The organism is Corynebacterium sp. LK2537 (genome assembly GCF_040946485.1).
Classification (GTDB): Bacteria; Actinomycetota; Actinomycetes; order Mycobacteriales; family Mycobacteriaceae; genus Corynebacterium.
In genome coordinates this window covers 264,786-283,925 of the sequence record NZ_JAYWLQ010000001.1, presented here as the reverse complement: position 1 = coordinate 283,925, position 19,140 = coordinate 264,786, and the positions used below count along the sequence as shown (strand labels likewise).

The window sequence follows — 19,140 nt, the reverse complement described above, 5'->3', positions numbered from 1 at the left end:
GGTCGAAGACTGTGACTGATTCAAATCGCCCGGAAACGCCATCCTCCAATTCGGAAGTAGAGCAGCCGGAATCGCTGCTCTATATCGAAAACAGCAAGGAGAAGCAGGCCGCCGCCGCGGCGGAAAAGCGGGCGGCGCGCACGATGGACCTGCGCGGCCAGACCGTCACCCTCTGGGTGGCCGTGGCCCTGTTCGTGGCCTACCTGCTGCTGCCGCACGCGGGCCCGGCCCGCGGTTTCCAAGTGCTGACCGGGCAGTCCGGCGAGGTGGAAATCTCCATCGTGGAATACGTCTTCGCCGTGCTGATGACCCTGGGCGTCGGCGTGCTGACCACCCTGACGCTGCTTACCCGCCGGGCCGCATTCGGCCTGGCCGGCTGGATGATGGCGACGGTGGCCTTCGCGGTCTCGCTGTTCATGTTCTGGGTGCGCGGCACCCAGGAGTACGGGGTCGGCATCGGCGCCGTGTGCGGGGTGGTCGCCTGCGGCCTGACGTTTATCGCCTACTGCCTGGTCGCCCTGCGCCGCAGCCCGGAGCAGCAGGAGGCCCAGGAACGCGCCCGCGCCGCCGCTGGGACCATGGACGAGGTCGGGCAGGTCCAGAACCGCATCCGCGCCACCGTGGATCCGGACAGCAACCCGCTGCTGGTCGATGACCGCCGCCAGCAGGCCGCGGCCCGCTACCGCCGCGATCACTGCGGGAATAACGCGAACTAAGCAGGCGCCCTAGAGGTCCCGCTGCCAGGCCGTGGTCACGGCGATGGGCCGGCTGCCCAGGCGCGCGTGCAGCGCCCGGGAGGCCACGTCGCTGAGCGCGGCGGAGCCGTAGACCCGGTTGAGCTCCGGCCAGAAGTCGCGGGCCATGACTAGCGCGGCGTTCGCGGTCGCCGTGGCCAGCCCCTGGCGGCGCCAACCCCGGTCGGTGACCATAAGCGTCCATTCGGCGATCTCCGCGTGCCCGCCGTGGTGGCGGCCGCATTCGACGAGGTTGCGCACGCGGCGGGCGGCCCCGGTGGCATCGATAGCCGCCACGAGGACGGTCTCGGACCGGCGCTCGTGCACGCGCCGGCGCGCCTCGTTGAGCCGGTCGGCAGTCCAATCCACCGGCTCGACGGTCATCTCCCCGTAGTCGGCGTCCTGGGAGGCCACCGTGAGCAGCTCGACGACCTGGGGCTTGATATCGGCGGGCAGGTCGTAGTTGTGGAAGGCAGCGAACTGCCACCCGTCCGGCAGGCCGGGGAGACCCGGGGAGTCCGCGGAGGGTAGTTCGCCCGCCTCCGTTATGCGGGTGACCAGTTGGGTCTCGGCGTGCCGGCGGCTAAAGCGACTGCGGGTGAAGACCTCCGCGAGGGAGGCGGGCAGGACTTCGTCGTCCGGCGCGTGCATCATTCCGGTGAGCACCCGGACACGGCCCAGGCGCTGGGCGAGCTCGCAGCCGTTATCCAGCATCCAGGCCAAGAGATCGGCGGCCTCCGGCTCCAGCGGGGTGCCCGGCAGAGGGAGGTAGCCCGCGTCTAGAACGCAGTCGAGCTCGACGTTGTCTAGGTCCTCTAGCTGCGGGCGGCTGAGCTGGATAAAGCCCATGTAATCCAGCTCCGGGATCTCACCGGTGCTGGCCAGTAGCGGGTAGCCGAGCGGGGAGAGCTCGCCCACGGGCACGGGCCCGGAGACCACCGCGAAAAGATCGGTGAGCATCTCCGGGGTGCCGCACAGCGCGTGCAGCGCCAGCTCCGCGGACATGGAGGCCGCCGGATCCCCGGTGGCCTCCTGGGCGGCCAGGTTCGACAGGAAGCTCAGCGTCCGGATGGCGTCGCTGGGCGCGGCGAAGACCGCCGGCTGGCCCGGGGCAACCGGGCGGCCATCGGTGGTGCGGGGAGCGGCGAGGTGGGCGAGGTGCAGGTGGGAGAAATCAGGCACGGGTTTTACTGCTCATCCAGCACCGCGGCGGCGGTCTGGGCCCACTGCTCCCACTGCTCGGCCTGGGCGCGCAGCTTCTTTTCCTTCTGCGTGTTGCCCTTGGCGGCGGCCGCATCCGCCTGCTGGTTAAAGTCCTGCGCCCGGGAGCGGAACTGATCCACGCGCGCCTGGGCCTCCGGGTCGGTGCGGCGCCACTGGGACTCCTCGGCGTCGGAGACGCGCTTTTCGACCTCGGCGATCTTGTCCTCGTACTCGCGGATCTGGTTGCGCGGGACGAAGCCTACTTCCTCCCACTTCTCCTGCAGCTCGCGAAGCTTGGCCTTGGCGGTGTTGAGGTTGGCCGCCGGGTCGATCTGCGGGGAGTACTCCGCCAGCAGCGCGTCCTTGGCCGCGGCATTGGCGGCGAATTGCTTGTCGCGCTCCGCGTTGACCTGGTTGCGGGCGTTGAAGAAGTGGTCCTGGGCGGCGCGGAACTGCGCCCAGAGGCGATCGTCGACCTCGCGCGGGGCGCGGCCGGCGGCCTTCCACTCTTGCATCAGGTCGCGGTAGGCGCGGGCGGTCGGGCCCCAGTCGGTGGAGTTCTGGAGCGCCTCGGCGCGCTCGACCAGCTCTTCCTTCTTCTTCCGGGCGGCAGCGCGGGAGCGGTCCAGCTCCGCGAAGTGGGAGCCGCGGCGGCGGTTGAAGGCGTCGCGGGCGCGGGAGTAGCGCTTCCACAGCTGGTCATCGGTCTTGCGGTCGATGCCCTTGATGGTCTTCCACTCGTCCAGGATGGCGCGGATGCGATCGCCGGCGGCTTTCCACTCGGTGGAGTTCTCCGCGATCTCCTCGGCCTCGGCCGCGAGCTTTTCCTTAGCCGCGATGGCCGCGGCGCGGCGCTCAGCCTTGTCGGCCTGGGCCTTCTCGCGCGCGGCGGCGGAGTGGTCCATGATGGCGGCCAGGCGCTTGTCCAGCGCGTCTAGGTCGCCAACCACGGCGGCGGTGGCCAGATCCGCGCGCAGGGTGGCGGCGGTGTCCTTGATGGAGTCGGCCTCCTGCGGGTTGGCCCGGAGGCGGGCCTCGAGCAGCTCGACCTCGGTGGCCAGGTCGTCGTAGCGCTTGCCGAAGTGGGCTAGGCCCTCGGCGGCCGTGCCGGCCTGCCAGGAACCTACGGCGCGCTCGCCGTCACCGGTGGTGACGTAGACGGTGCCGTCGTCCGCCACGCGGCCCCACTTAGACGGGTCGGACTTCGGCGTCTGGGACAGTGCTACCGGCGCGGCCGGCTTTGCCCCAGGCCGCGGGGTTTGACCCGGCTTCGGGGCCTGCGGCCGAGGGCCGGGCTTCGGCATGTTGCCCGGGTGCGGTACCTGTGATTGAGGAGCCATGAGTCAAACACCATCCTTGTGCAAAAATCGCCGCCGCGCGACACGGCTGCCTTTAACGGGAGTATGCGATTTCGCGCCCTAAAAATGCGCGAAGTGCCGATTCATTACTTTACCCGGTATTCACCCGCCACGTGCGGACTCCCAGCCGGGCGGGCGAACTGTGGGCCAGCCCCGGCAGCGGCTAAGATTATCCGCGTATGTCTACCCTCGTGATAATCCCCGGTTCCCCCGCCTTGGTGCGCGAACTCGCGCCCAGCGATGCCGCCGGAGCCCAGTTGCTCGACCACGCCCGCACGGCGCTGTGGCAGGCGGCGGTTAAGCTCCGCGCGAACGACGGGGCGGAGCACGTGCGCGTGCCGGTCGACCTGGTCTGTTCGCAGGCGCCGCGCTGGCGGACCGAGCACGCCGGCTCCTTCGCGGCCTGGGGTGCCCCACACGTCCGGGTCTCGGCCGGGCACTACCTGGCGGAGCTGGTGGCCCGCTACGTCACCGAGCCCGTCGACGGGGTAGAGGTGCGCGCCGTGCGCGAGCACCTCACCGCACCCGATCCGCAGGCCATCACCGTGGTCGTCGTCGACGGCAGCGCCGGGTTAGACGCCCGCGCCCCGCTGGCCGAGCTGCCCGCAGCAGCCGCGGTGCACCAGTGGTGCTGCGAGCTGCTTCGCGGCGGCGTAAACACCTACCCGCCGGAGTGGGACGCGGGCCAGCTGTCCGAGGCCGGCATCGTCGAGCCGGAGCCCTGGCTGGAGCTGGCCGAGTACGCCTCCCGCCGGGGCCTGCGGGCGGCGGAGCTTCTCGCCGCGGACGACTCCCTGGGTGTAGGGCGCTACGTCGCGCGCTGGGAGGTGGCCTAATGCTGCCGACCCCCATTGCCGTGGTGGGGCCGACGGCCTCCGGCAAGTCCGCCCTCGGCGTGGCCCTGGCGCACGCACTCGACGGGGAAGTGGTCAACGTCGACTCCATGCAGCTGTATAAGGGCATGGACATCGGTACGGCCAAGCTTTCCGTCGAAGAGCGCGAAGGCATCCCGCACCACCAGCTGGACGTCTGGGAGGTCACGGAGACCGCCTCCGTGGCCCGCTACCAGGCCGCGGCGGTAGCCGACGTGGAAGACATCCGGTCCCGGGGCAAGACCCCCATCCTGGTCGGCGGGTCGATGCTCTACGTCCAGTCCCTGGTCGACGATTGGCAGTTCCCGCCCACGGACCCGGACGTCCGCCAGAAATACGAAGACCTCCGGCTAGAGATCGGCACGGCCGCCCTGCACGACCTGCTGGCCGAGCGGGACCCGCAGGCCGCCGAGACCATCGAGGACCAGGACCCGCGGCGCACCGTGCGCGCCCTGGAGGTCATCGAGCTGACCGGCCGGCCCTTCCAGGCCAGCCAGCCGCCCAAGAACGCCCCGCCCCGCTGGGGGACCCGGCTGCTGGGCCTGCACGCCCCGGCCGAGTGGCTCAACCCGCGGATTGAGCTGCGCACCCGGCAGATGTTCGCCCAGGGGCTGGTCGGCGAGGTCGAAGGCCTCAAGGAGGTGGGCCTGCAGGCGGAGTCCACGGCCGGCCGGGCCATCGGCTACGCGCAGGTCCTGCAGTACCTCGACGGCCAGCTCTCCCTGGCCGAGGCGGAAGAAAAGACCACCTTCGGCACGCGCCGCTACGTGCGCCGCCAGCGCTCCTGGTTCCGCCGGGACAAGCGCATCTACTGGCTGGACGCGGCCGGCGACACTTTTGCCGAGGCTCAGCAGGCCTTGGGCCTGGGCTAGGAGCCGCGCCGACCCGGGCGCCCCAACCCCGCCCGCTGGGTGCGGGACTCAAGCAGTAGACTCGGTGCCATGCGAGTTAGCAAAGGTCACGGAACCGAGAACGATTTCCTCATCATCCCGAGCTTCGAGGAGCTCGTGGACCTGCCCGAAAAGCGCGTGCAGCGGCTGTGCGATAGGCGCGCCGGGCTGGGTGCGGACGGCATCCTGCGCGTGGTGCGCGCCGGGCAGCTGCTGGAGGCCGGCGAGATCGAGGCGCTGCCCGCCGGGCTGGAGCGCGAGGACTGGTTCATGGACTACCGCAACGCGGACGGCTCCGTGGCGGAGATGTGCGGCAATGGCACCCGGGTCTTCGCGCACTGGCTCAGCGCCCACGGGCTGGTCGATAGCGCCACCTTTAACGTCGGCACCCGCGCCGGCACCAAGAAGGTCACCGTGCATGCTGCCGATGCCACCGACGCCACCGTCAGCGTGCAGATGGGCGAGGCGAAGGTGCTGGGGCTTTCCACCGCGCAGGTGGGCACCCACCGGGTAGCCGGCCTCGGCGTGGACGTGGGCAACCCCCACCTGGCCGCGGTCGTGCCGGGCCTGGAACCCGCCGAACTTGCCGAGTGGGAACTGGGCACCCCGACCTGGGACCCGGAGTTTTTCCCGGCAGGTGTCAACGTGGAGATCGTCACCCCGGCGGCAGACGGCGAGGTGCACATGCGCGTGGTCGAGCGCGGCGTGGGGGAGACGCGCTCGTGCGGTACGGGCACGGTGGCCGCCGCGCGCGCCGCGCTGGCCGATGCCGGCCGCGGGGAAGGCACCTTGCGCGTCCACGTGCCGGGCGGGACCGTGGAGGTCACCATCACCGACGGCGGCTCGGTACTGACCGGCCCGTCGCGGATCGTCGCCGACGGGGAGACGAGCCTCTAGCTGGCCTCGCCCCCCAGGCGGTTGTCGGGGCCCTCGCCGTTGTAGCGGGTGCCCAGCCGCTGGGCAGACCGGCGGGCGTTAATCCAGGACTCCTTGATATCGAGCGCGCGCTGGTCGGTGACCCGCAGCAGCGACTCTAGGTCTTGGGTTTCTAGCTCCGTGCTGGCCAAGCGGGCATTGAGCCGGTTGAGGAAGCGGCGGGCGGAGGCGTACTGGTAGTGGAACCTTTCCACCGCCTCGTCGCCGCAGTCGTAGTCCAGCAGCGCCGGGCGGTGCAGGGTGCGGTCCGCGATGGTGTCGGCATCCTGGGCGTTGCTGAAGTGATCGAATTCGTCCATGACGTCCGTGATGTCTTCCGCCGACAGCTGAATGGAAGAACGCAGCACCCGGTGCTCGTGGGCGTCCGGGCGCATGGAGAGCATGACCCACACCGCGCCGGCCAGCAGGAGCGCGACTATCAGGCCGACCACCTTGAGCAGCCCGATGAGGAAGGCGGCGGCGATGATCGTCAACACGATTGCTAGCGCGCGGCGCTGGCCTGCGGATCGGGGGAAGGGCAGTGGCATGGGGAGGTCACCTCCTTAAAAGGGCGGTCAAATATCGGAAGCTACGAATAAACGGTCGGTACTTTGAGGGTTATCTTACCGTGTGAGACAGTCTTTGGCTTAGGAACAGCCGCAGCCGCCGGAGCCGCAACCGCAGCCGCCGCCGGATCCACACCCGCCCGTAGGGGCGGCCACGCTAGCCGTCAGCAGGGCCGAGCCGGCCAGGACCGTGTTCTTTGCCGGCAGCTCGCCGCCGTCGTCGGGCAGGCAAACATCCAGCGGGAAGGCGCCGTCGAGTACCACGTGGGCAAAGCGCTGGCCGGTCAGCTCGTTGGTCAGCCACTGGCTTTCCATAACGCGCCCGGCGAACTCGAAGGCCGGGGTCGGCGCCTGGGCGCCGGAGCCGGAGGCGATGATCTCCGCGCCGCTGGACTTGGCCACCGCCGGGAACTCGCCGGTTTCGGCCTCAAAGGCCTCGGCGGAGTCGTAGCGGCGGGTCTCCAGCGCCAAGGCGGTCAGGCTGACCTGCTGCCACTGCTGGGTTTCTTCCTCCGCCAGCAGCGGGCCCTGGGCGAGGTTCGCGGTCACCGTGGCTAGCACCGTGCCGAAGGGGTCGATGACCTCCAGGTGGGCGAGCACGTCGTTGACCATGTCGACGTGGGCGAAGGACTGCGTCACGGCGTTGAAGCCGACGAAGGTGGCAAACGGCTCCACGGCGAGGATGTTGAGCTGCGCGCCGCTCGGGTCGGTGAACTGGATGAGCTGCCCGCCGCGGACCTCGCCGGTGACCTGCAGGTGATCGGTGGCGATGGCCGCCTCGACGGCCTGTTGCCAGCGGTCGAAGTTAAAGCCCAAGGCCGCCATTTCCGGCAGCTTGTGTGCCACTCCGGCCGGTTGCCCGGCGCGGGCGGTGGGTACTGCCTGGTTCGGCTGCTGGGGAGAGTCTGGTTTCTCGGCCGCGGGCGTCGGGCCGGACTGGCTGGCATGCGTAGTCATGTCGATATTCTATCCCTCCGTACGCTGGCACTTAAATTCACGCCGCCCGCCCGCCGGGCCTGCCCGCTGCCCCCAGGTGGCACCCCACGGAAGCGGCGGTTTGTAGCTAGCCGGTGTCACTTGGGGTTTAGCGCAGTGACGTGGAAGAATAAGCACCAATATGACTGAATCTTCACAATTTAGTAACGAGCACGAAAAGCTGCTCGCCCACGCCTTCCGCGATAACGCGCCGCAACGGCCCGCGCACGCAGACGAGGAACTAAGCACCGGTGAGATGGACCTGGCAGAGCGCAACGCCCTGCGCAGCGTGACCCGGGAGACCACAATCCGCGCCGAGGACACCACGGATGGCTACGAAGTCGAGTACCGCAAGCTGCGCCTGGAGCAGGTCATCCTGGTCGGGGTGTGGACCGAGGGCACCATCGCTGAGGTCGAGGCCACCCTGGACGAGCTGGCCGCCCTGGCCGAGACCGCCGGCGCCGAGGTCGTCGAGCTCATCTACCAAAAGCGCGACAAGCCGGACTCCGGTACGTTCATCGGCTCCGGCAAGGTCAAGGAGCTCAAGGAGATCGTGGAGGCCACCGGCGCGGACACGGTCATCTGCGACGGCGAGCTCAACCCCGGCCAGCTGACCGCGCTGGAGCGCGCCCTCAACACCAAGGTCATCGACCGTACGATGCTGATCCTGGACATCTTCGCCCAGCACGCGAAGTCGAAGGAGGGCAAGGCGCAGGTCTCGCTCGCCCAGCTGGAATACCTCTACACGCACACCCGTGGCTGGGGCGGCAACCTGTCGCGCCAGGCGGGCGGCCGCGCCGGCTCCAACGGCGGCGTGGGCCTGCGCGGCCCGGGTGAGACCAAGATCGAGACCGACCGCCGCCGCATCCGCACGGAGATGGCCCGCCTGCGCAAGGCGCTGCGGAACATGAAGACCGCGCGCGAGGTCAAGCGCTCCCGCCGCGCCGCGTCCACGGTGGCGCAGATCGCCATTGCCGGCTACACGAACGCCGGCAAGTCCTCGCTCATCAACGCGATGACCGGGGCGGGCGTGCTGGTGGAAGACGCCCTGTTCGCCACGCTGGATCCGACCACCCGCCGCGCGCAGCTGGGCGACGGCCGCCAGGTGGTCTTCACCGACACCGTCGGCTTTGTTCGCCACCTGCCCACGCAGCTGGTCGAGGCCTTCAAGTCCACGCTAGAGGAGGTGCTGGGCGCGGATCTCATGCTGCACGTGGTCGACGGCTCGGATCCCTTCCCGCTCAAGCAGATCTCCGCGGTCAACAAGGTCATCTACGACATCGTCAAGGAGACAGGGGAGAACCCGCCGCCGGAGATCATCGTCATCAACAAGATCGACCAGGCCGATCCCCTGGTGCTCGCGGAGGTCCGCCACACCCTGGACCGCGACAACGTGGTCTTCGTCTCGGCGAAGACCGGCGAGGGCGTCGACGAGCTGACCACCCGGGTCGAGCTCTTCCTCAACACCCTGGACGCGGACGTCGAACTCCTCGTGCCGTACACCCGCGGCGACGTCGTAGCCCGCCTCCACGAGGAGGGCACCGTGCGCAGCGAGGATTACTCGGAAGAGGGCACGCGGATAAGCGCCCGCGTGCCGCAGCAGGTCGCGGCGGAGTTAACCGAGTTTCGCGTGGATTAACCCCGCCTGGCGCAGGTGATCCATAATGAAGACTCGTGAGTAATATTTTCGGTTGGACCGTCCACGGTGACGGAAAGAAGATCGCCCCGGGGGCCGTGGTCGCCCCGGAAGAACGGCTGAACTGGCCGCGCACCATCGGCATCGGCATGCAACACGTCGTGGCCATGTTCGGCGCCACGCTGTTGGTGCCCACCCTGACCGGCTTTCCGGTCAACACCACGCTGCTGTTCTCCGGCATCGGCACCATCCTCTTCCTGGCGATCACCCGCAACCGCCTGCCGTCCTACCTGGGCTCGTCGTTTGCCTTCATCGCGCCGCTGTCCGCCTCGCAGGCCCAGGGCATCGGCGTGCAGGCCGGCGCCGTGATGTGCACCGGCCTGGCGCTGGTTGTCATCGGCCTTATCGTCAAGGCCGCGGGCAAGCGCGTTATCGATGCCGTCATGCCCCCGGCCGTGACCGGCGCCATCGTCGCCCTCATCGGCCTGAACCTGGCCCCGAACGCGGCTGCGAACTTCTCCAGCCAGCCGCTGGTGGCCGCGGTGACCCTGGTGGTCATCCTGCTGGCCACGGTGGCCGGCCGCGGCATGGTCTCGCGCCTGTCCATCCTCATCGGCGTCGTAGTCGGCTGGGCCTTTGCCGCGCTGACCGGCAACCTGGATCCGTCTGCCGGCGAATCCATTAGGGAGGCCGCCTGGGTGGGCCTGCCGCAGTTCCACGCCCCGGAGTTCAACCTCTCGGCCATCGCGGTGGCCCTGCCGGTGCTGGTCGTCCTCATCGCCGAAAACGTCGGCCACGTCAAGGCCGTCTCGGAGATGACCAACCGGGACCTCGACGACCTGGCGGGCGATGCCCTCTTCGCCGACGGCCTGGCCACCTCGCTGGCCGGCGGCTTCGGCGGCTCCGGCACCACCACCTACGCGGAAAACATCGGCGTCATGGCCGCCACGCGCGTGTATTCCACCGCCGCCTATTTCGTCGCAGCCCTGACCGCCATCGCTCTGGCGTTCATCCCGAAATTCGGCGCCCTCATCTTCACCATCCCCACCGGCGTGCTGGGCGGGGCCACCCTGGTGCTCTACGGGCTCATCGGCATGCTCGGCGTGCGCATCTGGATGGACAACAAGGTCAACTTCAACAACCCGGTCAACCTGACCGCGGCCGCCGTGGCGCTCATCGCCGGAATTGGCAACCTCACCCTCGACGTCTTCGGCGTCACCCTCGAAGGCATCGCCTGGGGCTCCGTCGGCATTATCGTCGGTTACCCCATCATGAAGCGCCTCTACGACCACGTCGGGGAAGGGCAGAACGCGAAGTATTAGGCTCCCGCTCAATCAGCTCAAGCGCTGTCTGGTTTTCTAGACAGCGCTTTTCGCGATCTTAGAAGCTCTAAAGTGCGTGCGCACGGCTGCGCGGTCGAGGAGAGAAAATCAATAGGACCACCGGGTGGCGTCACTAAGTATGTGACTATGAAGTGAATTTCGCGTTAAATCTGTTCAATATCGGTGGAATAGGGCGAGGCAATGGCGACTTTCGGGTACGAATGGAGTCTGCCAAAAGAGCATGACTAAGTTCTTATATTTTCATGATGACAAGCACCGTGAGGCCTACTGAGCGCTACCGCCTGTGCAAGCAGAACTGACGGCCACCGGGGTAGCGGAGGGAGTCTTTCGTCGCGGGCCGGGGTCTGGCTGGCGGGATGCCGCGTGTTTGTCGGAAGGGAGAGAATCCGGTGTCGCACATCGACTGGGACAGTGTCTCTTTTCGATACTCAAAATATGGGCCGTATATTCTGCGGGATGCCTCGCTGTCGTTGTCGCGGCCTGGCATCTACGAAGTCCGGGGCCCGTCGGGAAGCGGTAAATCCACGGTTCTGGACCTGTTAGCCGGTCTGCGCTCACCCAGTGAAGGCCGGGTCACCATCGACGGTAAACGGTTCGGAAAAGGTGCGGCCAAGAAACTAACCTCATGGCGCGCCGCGCACGTCGGGTACGCACCGCAGGCACCGACCCTCCTGCCTAGCCTCAACTGCCGGGAGAACCTCGAGCTGGCGGTTCACGTCGCCGGGCGAGGTCTCGACTCCCAGGGCAGGAAAGAGCTGCTTGGCACGTTGGGCATGCAGCCTTTCGCAGAAGCCCTGCCGGCGGAGCTCTCCGGGGGTCAGCGCCAGCGCGTTGCGGTGGCCCAGGAACTAGCTTCCCAACCGGACCTGGTGCTCATGGATGAGCCCGTCAGTGCGCTTGACGGCGCGAATGTCACCGTGGTCGAGGACTTGCTGCGCCAGTCGGCGAAGCGGGGAGCGATAGTGGTCTACTGCTCCCACCGCGAGCTTTTCGACGGGCAGGCAGAAACGCTGCTGCAGATGGGGGCATAGCCCATGAAGACAATGACTCCCACCGCTGCCTACCGGCGAGAGCTGTCGGTAACGGCGCGCCCCTTCATCGGAGGAATTGTACTGGCAGCGGTAGTAATAGGCACGCTCGTCGGCACCATTCTCTACGTCGCATTCTCGACTGGCGGAAGCAGCGACTTCAAGGCCGGCGTGACTAATATGAGCCTGATTGCGATCATCCCGGCATTCGCCGGTGTCCGGTTGGCGCATCAGAATTTTATCGCTGACCACCGGGATACCGTGCAAGCGCTGCGGATTCTTGGCATAGGCAGAGGATTTTTCACCAGGCACCTGCTGCTGCAAGGGGTGTGCCTGGCGCTTCTGGCAAGCGTTTCGGCGGTCGTCCTGGGACGGTTGTTGGCGACCCCGCTTTTCAAGGTGATTCTCCTCGGGCTCAACAAGCAGCTCCCAGATCACTGGGGCTCGCCCATTGACGTCGCCTGGTCGTCACTGCTGGTCTTGGTCCCGTTGTACCTCCTAGGCGTGGGGATTCTCAACGTCGACAAGGTGCTGGTCAAAACCGGGGATCGAGGAGCTGCGACAGCAGGCAAGTCCAAGTCCCTGGTGGGGCTGGTTCGCCTAGTACTCGCAGTGGTCAACGTTGCCGCGGGAATCTGGTGCATGGTGACGACTCCGCCAGGGCCTGTCGTGTTGATTTTCGTCTTCACCCTGCCGTTCCTCGCTGTCGCACTTGCCGGCCCTCTCGCCCGGGCGCTAGCTCGCTGGGCAGCCGCGGCGATCAAAAAGGTGAGCGGATGGTCGGCACCCGCGCTGGGCATCCGCTCCTCCGAAACTGTCGGGACGACTTCGAGGGTGGGGCTAGCTACCGCGCTCGTGGCCATTCCGCTGGCAGGCTTCACGGGTGCCCAGACCTCGTTATGGGCGGCGAATTTCGTAGGTTCCCAGAATTTCCAAGCGGTTCCAGTCGTCGTTGGCCAAGATTTTCGCCTGCTTGAAGCGCAGGAAGCAGACAGCGTATGCGAGGAGATCGGCGACGACTGCCGTGGGGTGGTCTACTGGCAGCCTTCGGACTACGAGGCCGCGGGGGAGGCCTCCGTACCGATGGAGAAGGCGTCTGACTATTCTCTGGCCGGTTCGAATGACCACGTGATAGGAGAACTACTCTCGCCCGCGGAGCCGGTGAAAGCCCACAGCCCCTTCTACCCGGACTTCAAGGTGCCGTTCTCTGGTATCTCTAACGAGCCTCCGGTCGAACCGAAATGGGGGCTTCCCGTGGTCGCAGAATCGGCTAACGTACCGGATCATCTCCGGGTAGAGTCCGCGCGGGATTGGGTACGGCACGTAGATATGGATAGCCAGATCATGTACGGGCCTCACGGTGACGGAACCGCCGGCTTCGTCCCCACCGCGGCCTACACTCTGCTGGCGATCTGCCTGGTCCTCGCGGTCTCTGTGATGGGCAAGCGGGCCAATCTGCATGCGTTCTTTTCACCACTGCGTCTTTTGGGCCGTACCCAAGGCGCGATCCAGCGAGCGGAGTTTTGGGCCATCCTCTTCCCGTACTGTGTTGCCATGCTGGCAGCGCTGATGGTGGGCATCTGGTACACGGTCGCCGTCCATGTCGCGGTCTCGGGATACCCGGGGGCGCTGCTGCCTTACCTTCCCCCAGGGCTATGGGTGCTCTTTGTCCTCGTCTTCTTAGGCACGAGTGCGACCGCCTTCTTGCCGACGCCCGACAAGAACGAGCGCGGCGCAGAAGCGCCCTAGACACTGGCGTCCCGGCGCTTAGAGATGCGAAAATCCCGCCGCGAGGGCGGGATTTCCTTGCTAATTACTGCAGGCCGCAGCCTGCAGCTTCAGGACCTTTTACTCGGCGTCCAAATCCTTCTCGATGAGGGCAGCGATCTTCTCGACGGCTTCGGAGTTCTCGGAGGTGACGGTGACCTCGTCGCCCTGCTCGGCGCCCAGGGCCATGATCATCAGGGACGAGGCGGCATCGGTCTCGTCGTCATCGTCTTCGCCCACCAGGTTGAGGAAGATGTCCTCGTCGAACTCGCCGGCGGCGTCAGCGATGATGGAAGCCGGACGGGCGTGCAGGCCCACGGAGGAACCTACCTTGACGGTCTTGGAAGCCATGATTAATCAATCCTTTCATCGGTTGTTTTCTGCCCCAGTCTACGGCGCGCTAGTTCCGCGTGCCACGCCCCGCGCCGGAGGGCGCGCGACTGTGACGGACGCGGTAGCACCGCGGGGCGTTCCTGCCTTAAGCAGTGACGGGATCCGCCTGGGCAGCGGCGTCCTTCGCGGCGGCCTCGCGCACGGCCTTGTTCGGCCAGAACTGCTTGAGGGCGAGCACGCAGATGGTGGAGACCACCACGCCGGCGACGATCGCCAGGAAGTAGCTGCCGACTGGGGAGATAGCGAAGGGCACGAAGATGCCGCCGTGCGGGGCGCGGGAGGTAACGCCCATGCCCATGGAGATAGCACCGGTGACGGCGCCGCCGGCCATCATGGCCGGGATGACGCGGAACGGGTCGGCCGCGGCGAACGGGATGGCGCCCTCCGAGACGAAGGACAGGCCCAGCAGCCAGGCGGACTTACCGTTTTCCTGCTCCGCCGGGGTGAACAGGTTCTTGCGGACGAAAGTGGCCAGCGACAGGGCGATGGGCGGCACCATGCCGGCGGCCATGACCGCGGCCATGATCTCCATGGAGGCCTGGTCGCCGGTGGACAGGCCGGCGGTGGCGAAGAGGTAGGCCGCCTTGTTGACCGGGCCGCCCAGGTCGAAGCACATCATCAGGCCGAGGATAAGGCCCAGCAGGACCGCCGAGGAGCCGGTCATGGAGCGCAGCCAGTTCTGCAGGCCCTCCATGATGCCGGCCAGCGGTGCGCCCAGCAGCATGTACATCAGTACGCCGACGACCAGGGTGGCGAACAGCGGGATGATGACCACCGGCATCAGGGAGCCCAGCCAGCGCGGGACCTTCCAGCTGCCGATCCACATGGCGACCAGGCCGGCGATGAGACCGGTGACCAGGCCGCCGATGAAGCCGGCGCCCAGCAGCACGGCGATGGCGCCGCCAGCAAAGCCCGGGGCGATGCCGGGGCGGCCGGCCAGTGCGAAGGCGATATAGCCGGACAGCGCGGCCACGATGAAGCTCATGGCGGCCTGGCCGGTAGCGAACAGGACCGCGCCCAGGTAGAGCATCATCCCGGAGCGCTGGAATTCCATCATCGCCCCGTCGACCTCAACGGTATTGCCCGGCAGGTTGGTCGGGGAGTAGTCGGTGGTAATGGCCTGCCAGCCGTTGGCGACGTCGGCGCCGCCGAAGAGGAAGCCGAGCGCCAGCAGCAGACCGCCGGCGGCCACGAACGGGACCATGTAGGACACGCCGGTCATGATCGCCTGCTGGATGCGCTTGCCCCAGCCCAGCTTCGCGCCTTCCTCGGATTCGCTGGAGGAGGCTGCGGCGGTGCCGCTGACCTTGCGGGCGTTCGGGTTCTGCGCGGCCGCCACGGCCTCATCCAGCATGGTGCCGGGCTCGTTGATGGCGCGCTTGACCCCGGACTCGATCACCGGCTTGCCGGCGAAGCGCTCGCGGTCGCGGACCCCGACGTCGGTGGCGAAGATGACGGCATCGGCGGCCTGGATGACGCTGCCGGGCAGCGGCTCTTGGTTGGCAGATCCCTGGGTCTCCACGTGCAGCTCGATGTCGGAGCGGGTGTCCGCGTTCTGTGTCAGCGCGTCGGCTGCCATGTAGGTGTGGGCAATACCGGTCGGGCAGGCGGTCACCGCCACGATGCGCGTGACCGCGGCCCCGGACGCCGACTCCTGTGCACCGGTGGCAGCAGTGCCGTTAGCAGCAGCGGCACCGGTGACCGCGGTGGCCCCGGCGGTGCCGGCCGCCTCGCTAGCCGGCTTCTTTGGCTTCTTTTCCGCGTTGACCACGCCGAGGACGGCCTCGACGACTTCTTCCGGGCGCTGGGCGGTACGTAGGACCTCGAGGAAGTCCGGGCGGACCAGCGCGCGGGCCAGCTTGGACAGAATCTTCAGATGGGCCTTGCCGCCGCCTTCGGGAGCGGCGATAAGGAAGACCAAGTTCGCGTCACCGTCGGGGCCGGAAAAGTCGACGCCGTCGGCCAGGCGCGCGAACGCCAGGGTCGGCTCGGTGACCGCGGCGGAGCGGCAGTGCGGGATGGCGACCTGCCCGGCCACGCCGGTGCGCCCCTTGGACTCGCGTTCGATGGCTGGCTGGGCCAGGCCGTCGATTTCCGTGGCGCGGCCGGTGGCGTGCACCAGCGTGGCCAGCTCGGTGATGACCGAGTCGACGGAATCGCCGAAGTGGGCATCAAGGGCCACCAGGTCGGCGGTGATGATCTCAGAAGCCATGAGACAGCTCCATTTCTTTAGGATTTCGGGAAAGGATATTTAGTTATCAAGTTCGTCGAGCGTGGTGCCCGCCAGGTCGATCTGGTCTGGCCGGGGCAGGGTGGTACCGGCCAGGCCCGCGGCGGCCGTGCCGTAGGCGACGGCCTGGCGCAGCGCCTCCGGGCGGGTGGTGCCCGCGGTGCGCGCCAGCAGGTACCCGGCGAGAGCCGAGTCACCCGCACCGACGGTGGAGACGACCTCGGAAGCCGGGGGCGTGGCCACCCAGGCACCATCGGCGGTGACGAGTACCGCGCCGGCGCCGCCCAAGGTCACCAGGATTTCGCCGACCCCGCGCTGGACCACGGAGCGGGCCGCAGCCACGACTCCAGAATAATCGCCGCGCGCGGCCTGTTCCTCGAGCGCGAGCCCGTCCTCGCCGGCGAGCTGGCCGAGCTCGAAGCCGTTCGGCTTGAGCAGATCCGGGGCCGCGGTGTCTAGGTTGCGGGCGATTTCCAGCATGGGCTGGTCGGAGGTGTCCACCGCGATCCAGGTCTGCGGGGAGGCGCTGCGCAGGGCCTTGATGAGCGAGGAATACCAGTCAGCCGGGCAGCCCGGCGGCAGGGAGCCGGCCAGCACCACCCAGTCCGCGTTCGCCGAGAGGGCGCCCAACCGCTGGATGATTTCCTGCTGGACCTCCGGACCCACCAACGGGCCTGGGCCGTTGATCTTGGTGGTGCCGCCGGACGGGTCGGTAATCGTCGTGTTTACGCGGATGGTGTGGTCGAGGGGGACCGCCTCGTAGGGCAGCGCGGCGTCCTCGACCAGGGAGAGGAATAGATCCGAGGGGCCCGCGGGAAACAGCGCCACGGTGGGGTGCTCCGCCAGGTACGCGGCGTGGGTGACGTTAATGCCCTTGCCGCCGGCGACTTGGGAGACAGACCGGGCGCGGTGGACCAAACCGGTGGTCAGCGGTTCATCGAGGGATAGGGTCGCGTCGATGCTGGGGTTAGGGGTCAGCGTCAAAATCATGGTGGGTGGTGCTTCCTCCGGCGGGCGCTTCGGCCAGTCGCTCCGTGCCTCCTTGCCGGTTGTCTCTAGCTGCGGGCCTGAGTGCCAGCAGGGGTGAGACATCCGACGGTGCCCGGGACCGAGTGGCCGAGGGGTCAATGTCAACGAACTGTAACGTGTGACAACGTTTGCAGACGTTTACTTTGTATTGTTGCCCGATTATGCCCGTATGTCAATGGGTATATGTGGTTTTCCGTGGGTCTCGGTAGACTGGGCAGAAAGTTGTTCTCTTGCGGAGCCTCGCCGGGGCCTGACGACTCCTGCACCAGTGGGCCGGAGGCGCACTGGACCTAGTTTCGGAAGAGCTCAGAATTCGTTTCTAGTGAGTACTGGCGAGCCTGAGTAGGATTGCCATAAATACGCGTATACCGATCTTGTCTACTTAGTCTTCAGACGTAGGGAGAAGTTTTACATGACCAACACCGACAACACTGGCAGCACCGCCACCACCGGGTCGACGAGCGCTGAAGCTAGCTCGGCTCAAGCGAACGCCGGGCAGCGGGGCACCATCGCGGGCACCGGTGTGGTGGCCGGCGTCGCCTACGCTCCCGCGGTGTGGGTACGTCCCCGCCCGCAGCTGCCGCAGTCCGGGGAAGCCATCGTCGAAGAAGACCAGCGCGAGGCCGAGTTCGCGCGCTTCCAGGAGGCCGCGGAAACCGTCGCGCAGCGCCTCGAGGGGCGTGCGGGAAGCGCCGAGGGGCATGCGGCGGAGGTTCTGAAGGCCACCGCCTCGATGGCGCGGGATAAGGGCTGGCACAAGACGGTGCGCAAGAACGTGCGCGGCGGCAACGGCGCGGAATACGCGGTAGTCGCCGCCACGGACAAGTTTGTCTACATGTTCGAATCCGCCGGCGGTGTCATGGCTGAGCGCACGACGGACCTGAAGGACGTGCGCGATCGCGTCATCGCGGAGCTGCGCGGCGAGGACGAGCCGGGCCTGCCCTACGTCGAAGGCGAGGCCGTGCTGCTGGCCGACGACTTGGCGCCGGCGGATACTGCGACGCTGGACATCGACCGGATCAAGGCCCTGGTGACCGAGCTAGGCGGGCCCACCAGCCACACCGCCATCATCGCCCGCCAGCTGGACATCCCGTGCATCGTGGCCACGGGCGCGAAGCTGCGCGAGCTCAGCGCGGGCGAGTGGCTGTTCGTGGACGGTTCCCGCGGGCTGGTCGAAACCGGCGCGGACGCCGACAGCTCCCAGGCCGCCGTGGCCGAGTACCAGGCCAAGGCCGCCAAGATCGCCCAGTGGGAGGGTCCGGCCCAAACCAGCGACGGCTACCGCGTGCAGCTGCTTGCCAACGTCGCCGACGGCAACGCCGCCCGGCTGGCCGCTGGCACCCAGGCCGAGGGCGTGGGCCTGTACCGCACCGAGCTGTCCTTCCTCAACGCCTCGGAGGAACCGAGCGTCGACGAGCAGGCACAGATTTACTCCAAGGTCTTCAACGCCTTCGGCGACCGCAAGGTCGTCGTGCGCACGCTGGACGCCGGCTCGGACAAGCCGATTAGCTACGCCACCCTCGATGATGAGGAGAACCCGGCGCTGGGCGTGCGCGGCCTGCGCATCGCCCGCGACAACGAGTCGCTGCTGACCCGGCAGCTCGACGCCATCGCCCAAGCCGCCGAACAGCGCCCGGAAGGCGCGCAGACCTGGGTCATGGCCCCGATGGTGGCTACCGCGAACGAGGCCCGCTGGTTCGCCGGCCTGTGCCGGGAACGCAACCTTATCCCGGGCGCGATGATCGAGGTCCCCGCCGCGGCCCTCATGGCCGATACCATCATGCCGCACCTGGACTTCGTCTCCATCGGCACCAACGACCTGACCCAGTACACCATGGCCGCGGACCGCCTGTCGCCGCAGCTGGCGTACCTGACCGACCCCTGGCAGCCCGCCGTGCTGCGCCTTATCCAGCACACCTGCGTGGTCGGCGGCGACAACAACGTTCCCGTAGGTGTCTGCGGCGAGGCCGCCGCGGATCCGATGCTCGCCGCCGTCCTCACCGGCCTGGGGGTTAACTCCCTGTCGGCCGCCTCGACCGCCGTTGCCGGCGTGGGCGCGCAGCTGGCCGAGCTCAGCCTCGAGGACTGCCGCAAGATCGCCGCCGCAGCCGTGTCCTGCGAAGGCCCCTCGGAGGCGCGCGACAAGGTCCGCGAACTCATTGAGGAGCTCGCGCAGCCTGAGGTCGAAAGCTAACGGCCCC

The 19,140-nt window shown here is 67.7% G+C and carries 16 protein-coding genes; 9 read left to right on the top strand and 7 right to left on the bottom strand.

The window, feature by feature from the left end; translation table 11 throughout:
* Positions 1 to 11 precede the first annotated feature (11 nt).
* The gene (locus tag VVS03_RS01350; RefSeq protein WP_368519171.1) at positions 12 to 716 is read left to right on the top strand and encodes a hypothetical protein; all 705 of its coding nucleotides are present in this window, start codon (positions 12 to 14) and stop codon (positions 714 to 716) included.
* A 9-nt stretch (positions 717 to 725) separates the two neighbouring features.
* Here VVS03_RS01350 and VVS03_RS01345 read toward each other — a convergent pair whose 3' ends face one another.
* Positions 726 to 1,916 carry a GNAT family acetyltransferase gene (locus VVS03_RS01345; RefSeq protein WP_368519172.1) on the bottom strand — a complete coding sequence of 397 codons (1,191 nt, stop codon included), beginning with the start codon at positions 1,914 to 1,916 and terminating at the stop codon, positions 726 to 728.
* A gap of 5 nt (positions 1,917 to 1,921) precedes the next feature.
* Entirely contained in the window at positions 1,922 to 3,277 is a 1,356-nt protein-coding gene (locus VVS03_RS01340) for a DUF349 domain-containing protein (protein WP_368519173.1), read from the bottom strand.
* 197 nt (positions 3,278 to 3,474) lie between these two features.
* Here VVS03_RS01340 and VVS03_RS01335 point away from each other — a divergent pair, with 197 nt between their 5' ends.
* From VVS03_RS01335 to dapF, 3 genes are all read left to right on the top strand, one after another.
* The gene (locus VVS03_RS01335; RefSeq protein ID WP_368519174.1) at positions 3,475 to 4,131 is read left to right on the top strand and encodes a hypothetical protein; all 657 of its coding nucleotides are present in this window, start codon (positions 3,475 to 3,477) and stop codon (positions 4,129 to 4,131) included.
* Positions 4,131 to 5,039, top strand: coding sequence for a tRNA (adenosine(37)-N6)-dimethylallyltransferase MiaA (miaA, locus tag VVS03_RS01330; RefSeq protein WP_409338160.1), 909 nt, complete (start codon positions 4,131 to 4,133; stop codon positions 5,037 to 5,039). Before VVS03_RS01335 ends, miaA begins: the two co-directional genes overlap by 1 nt.
* A gap of 69 nt (positions 5,040 to 5,108) precedes the next feature.
* On the top strand, positions 5,109 to 5,954 hold the full coding sequence (dapF, locus tag VVS03_RS01325) for a diaminopimelate epimerase (protein ID WP_368519175.1): 846 nt from the start codon (positions 5,109 to 5,111) through the stop codon (positions 5,952 to 5,954).
* Here dapF and VVS03_RS01320 read toward each other — a convergent pair.
* Positions 5,951 to 6,520 (bottom strand): hypothetical protein, encoded by a 570-nt coding sequence (locus tag VVS03_RS01320; RefSeq protein WP_368519176.1) that lies wholly within the window; start codon positions 6,518 to 6,520, stop codon positions 5,951 to 5,953. The genes dapF and VVS03_RS01320 overlap by 4 nt on opposite strands.
* Before the next feature lie 99 nt (positions 6,521 to 6,619).
* On the bottom strand, positions 6,620 to 7,363 hold the full coding sequence (locus VVS03_RS01315) for a hypothetical protein (RefSeq protein ID WP_368519420.1): 744 nt from the start codon (positions 7,361 to 7,363) through the stop codon (positions 6,620 to 6,622).
* A gap of 292 nt (positions 7,364 to 7,655) precedes the next feature.
* On the opposite strand from VVS03_RS01315, the gene hflX reads away from it, so the two are divergent.
* The 4 genes from hflX (at position 7,656) to VVS03_RS01295 (ending at position 13,269) form a co-directional block, all read left to right on the top strand.
* Positions 7,656 to 9,152 (top strand): GTPase HflX, encoded by a 1,497-nt coding sequence (hflX, locus tag VVS03_RS01310; RefSeq protein ID WP_368521226.1) that lies wholly within the window; start codon positions 7,656 to 7,658, stop codon positions 9,150 to 9,152.
* Between the two features lie 35 nt (positions 9,153 to 9,187).
* Positions 9,188 to 10,471, top strand: a complete 1,284-nt coding sequence (locus VVS03_RS01305) for a uracil-xanthine permease family protein (RefSeq protein ID WP_368533911.1) — start codon at positions 9,188 to 9,190, stop codon at positions 10,469 to 10,471.
* A 410-nt stretch (positions 10,472 to 10,881) separates the two neighbouring features.
* On the top strand, positions 10,882 to 11,523 hold the full coding sequence (locus VVS03_RS01300; protein ID WP_368533912.1) for an ATP-binding cassette domain-containing protein: 642 nt from the start codon (positions 10,882 to 10,884) through the stop codon (positions 11,521 to 11,523).
* A gap of 3 nt (positions 11,524 to 11,526) precedes the next feature.
* Positions 11,527 to 13,269, top strand: coding sequence for an FtsX-like permease family protein (locus tag VVS03_RS01295; RefSeq protein ID WP_368533913.1), 1,743 nt, complete (start codon positions 11,527 to 11,529; stop codon positions 13,267 to 13,269).
* 99 nt (positions 13,270 to 13,368) lie between these two features.
* On the opposite strand, the gene VVS03_RS01290 is transcribed toward VVS03_RS01295, so the two are convergent.
* The 3 genes from VVS03_RS01290 to VVS03_RS01280 all read right to left on the bottom strand — a co-directional run bounded on the left by VVS03_RS01290 (position 13,369) and on the right by VVS03_RS01280 (position 16,900).
* Positions 13,369 to 13,638: an HPr family phosphocarrier protein gene (locus tag VVS03_RS01290; RefSeq protein ID WP_368533914.1), complete on the bottom strand. Its 270-nt coding sequence runs from the start codon at positions 13,636 to 13,638 to the stop codon at positions 13,369 to 13,371.
* Positions 13,639 to 13,765: 127 nt separating this feature from the next.
* Complete coding sequence (locus VVS03_RS01285) at positions 13,766 to 15,892, bottom strand: fructose-specific PTS transporter subunit EIIC (RefSeq protein WP_368533915.1); 2,127 nt, start codon at positions 15,890 to 15,892, stop codon at positions 13,766 to 13,768.
* A gap of 39 nt (positions 15,893 to 15,931) precedes the next feature.
* Positions 15,932 to 16,900, bottom strand: coding sequence for a 1-phosphofructokinase family hexose kinase (locus VVS03_RS01280; protein WP_368519180.1), 969 nt, complete (start codon positions 16,898 to 16,900; stop codon positions 15,932 to 15,934).
* Positions 16,901 to 17,351: 451 nt separating this feature from the next.
* On the opposite strand from VVS03_RS01280, the gene ptsP reads away from it, so the two are divergent.
* Positions 17,352 to 19,133 (top strand): phosphoenolpyruvate--protein phosphotransferase, encoded by a 1,782-nt coding sequence (gene ptsP / locus VVS03_RS01275; RefSeq protein ID WP_368519181.1) that lies wholly within the window; start codon positions 17,352 to 17,354, stop codon positions 19,131 to 19,133.
* Positions 19,134 to 19,140: the final 7 nt, after the last annotated feature.

Bases quoted from the DNA above. Each gene is read 5' to 3' on its own strand.
- VVS03_RS01340 (WP_368519173.1), bottom strand. From the start codon at position 3,277: ATGGCTCCTCAATCACAGGTACCGCACCCGGGCAACATGCCGAAGCCC.
- VVS03_RS01335 (WP_368519174.1), top strand. From the start codon at position 3,475: ATGTCTACCCTCGTGATAATCCCCGGTTCCCCCGCCTTGGTGCGCGAA.
- miaA (WP_409338160.1), top strand. From the start codon at position 4,131: ATGCTGCCGACCCCCATTGCCGTGGTGGGGCCGACGGCCTCCGGCAAG.
- dapF (WP_368519175.1), top strand. From the start codon at position 5,109: ATGCGAGTTAGCAAAGGTCACGGAACCGAGAACGATTTCCTCATCATC.
- VVS03_RS01320 (WP_368519176.1), bottom strand. From the start codon at position 6,520: ATGCCACTGCCCTTCCCCCGATCCGCAGGCCAGCGCCGCGCGCTAGCA.
- VVS03_RS01315 (WP_368519420.1), bottom strand. From the start codon at position 7,363: ATGGCGGCCTTGGGCTTTAACTTCGACCGCTGGCAACAGGCCGTCGAG.
- hflX (WP_368521226.1), top strand. From the start codon at position 7,656: ATGACTGAATCTTCACAATTTAGTAACGAGCACGAAAAGCTGCTCGCC.
- VVS03_RS01295 (WP_368533913.1), top strand. From the start codon at position 11,527: ATGAAGACAATGACTCCCACCGCTGCCTACCGGCGAGAGCTGTCGGTA.
- VVS03_RS01290 (WP_368533914.1), bottom strand. From the start codon at position 13,638: ATGGCTTCCAAGACCGTCAAGGTAGGTTCCTCCGTGGGCCTGCACGCC.
- VVS03_RS01285 (WP_368533915.1), bottom strand. From the start codon at position 15,892: ATGGCTTCTGAGATCATCACCGCCGACCTGGTGGCCCTTGATGCCCAC.
- VVS03_RS01280 (WP_368519180.1), bottom strand. From the start codon at position 16,900: ATGATTTTGACGCTGACCCCTAACCCCAGCATCGACGCGACCCTATCC.
- ptsP (WP_368519181.1), top strand. From the start codon at position 17,352: ATGACCAACACCGACAACACTGGCAGCACCGCCACCACCGGGTCGACG.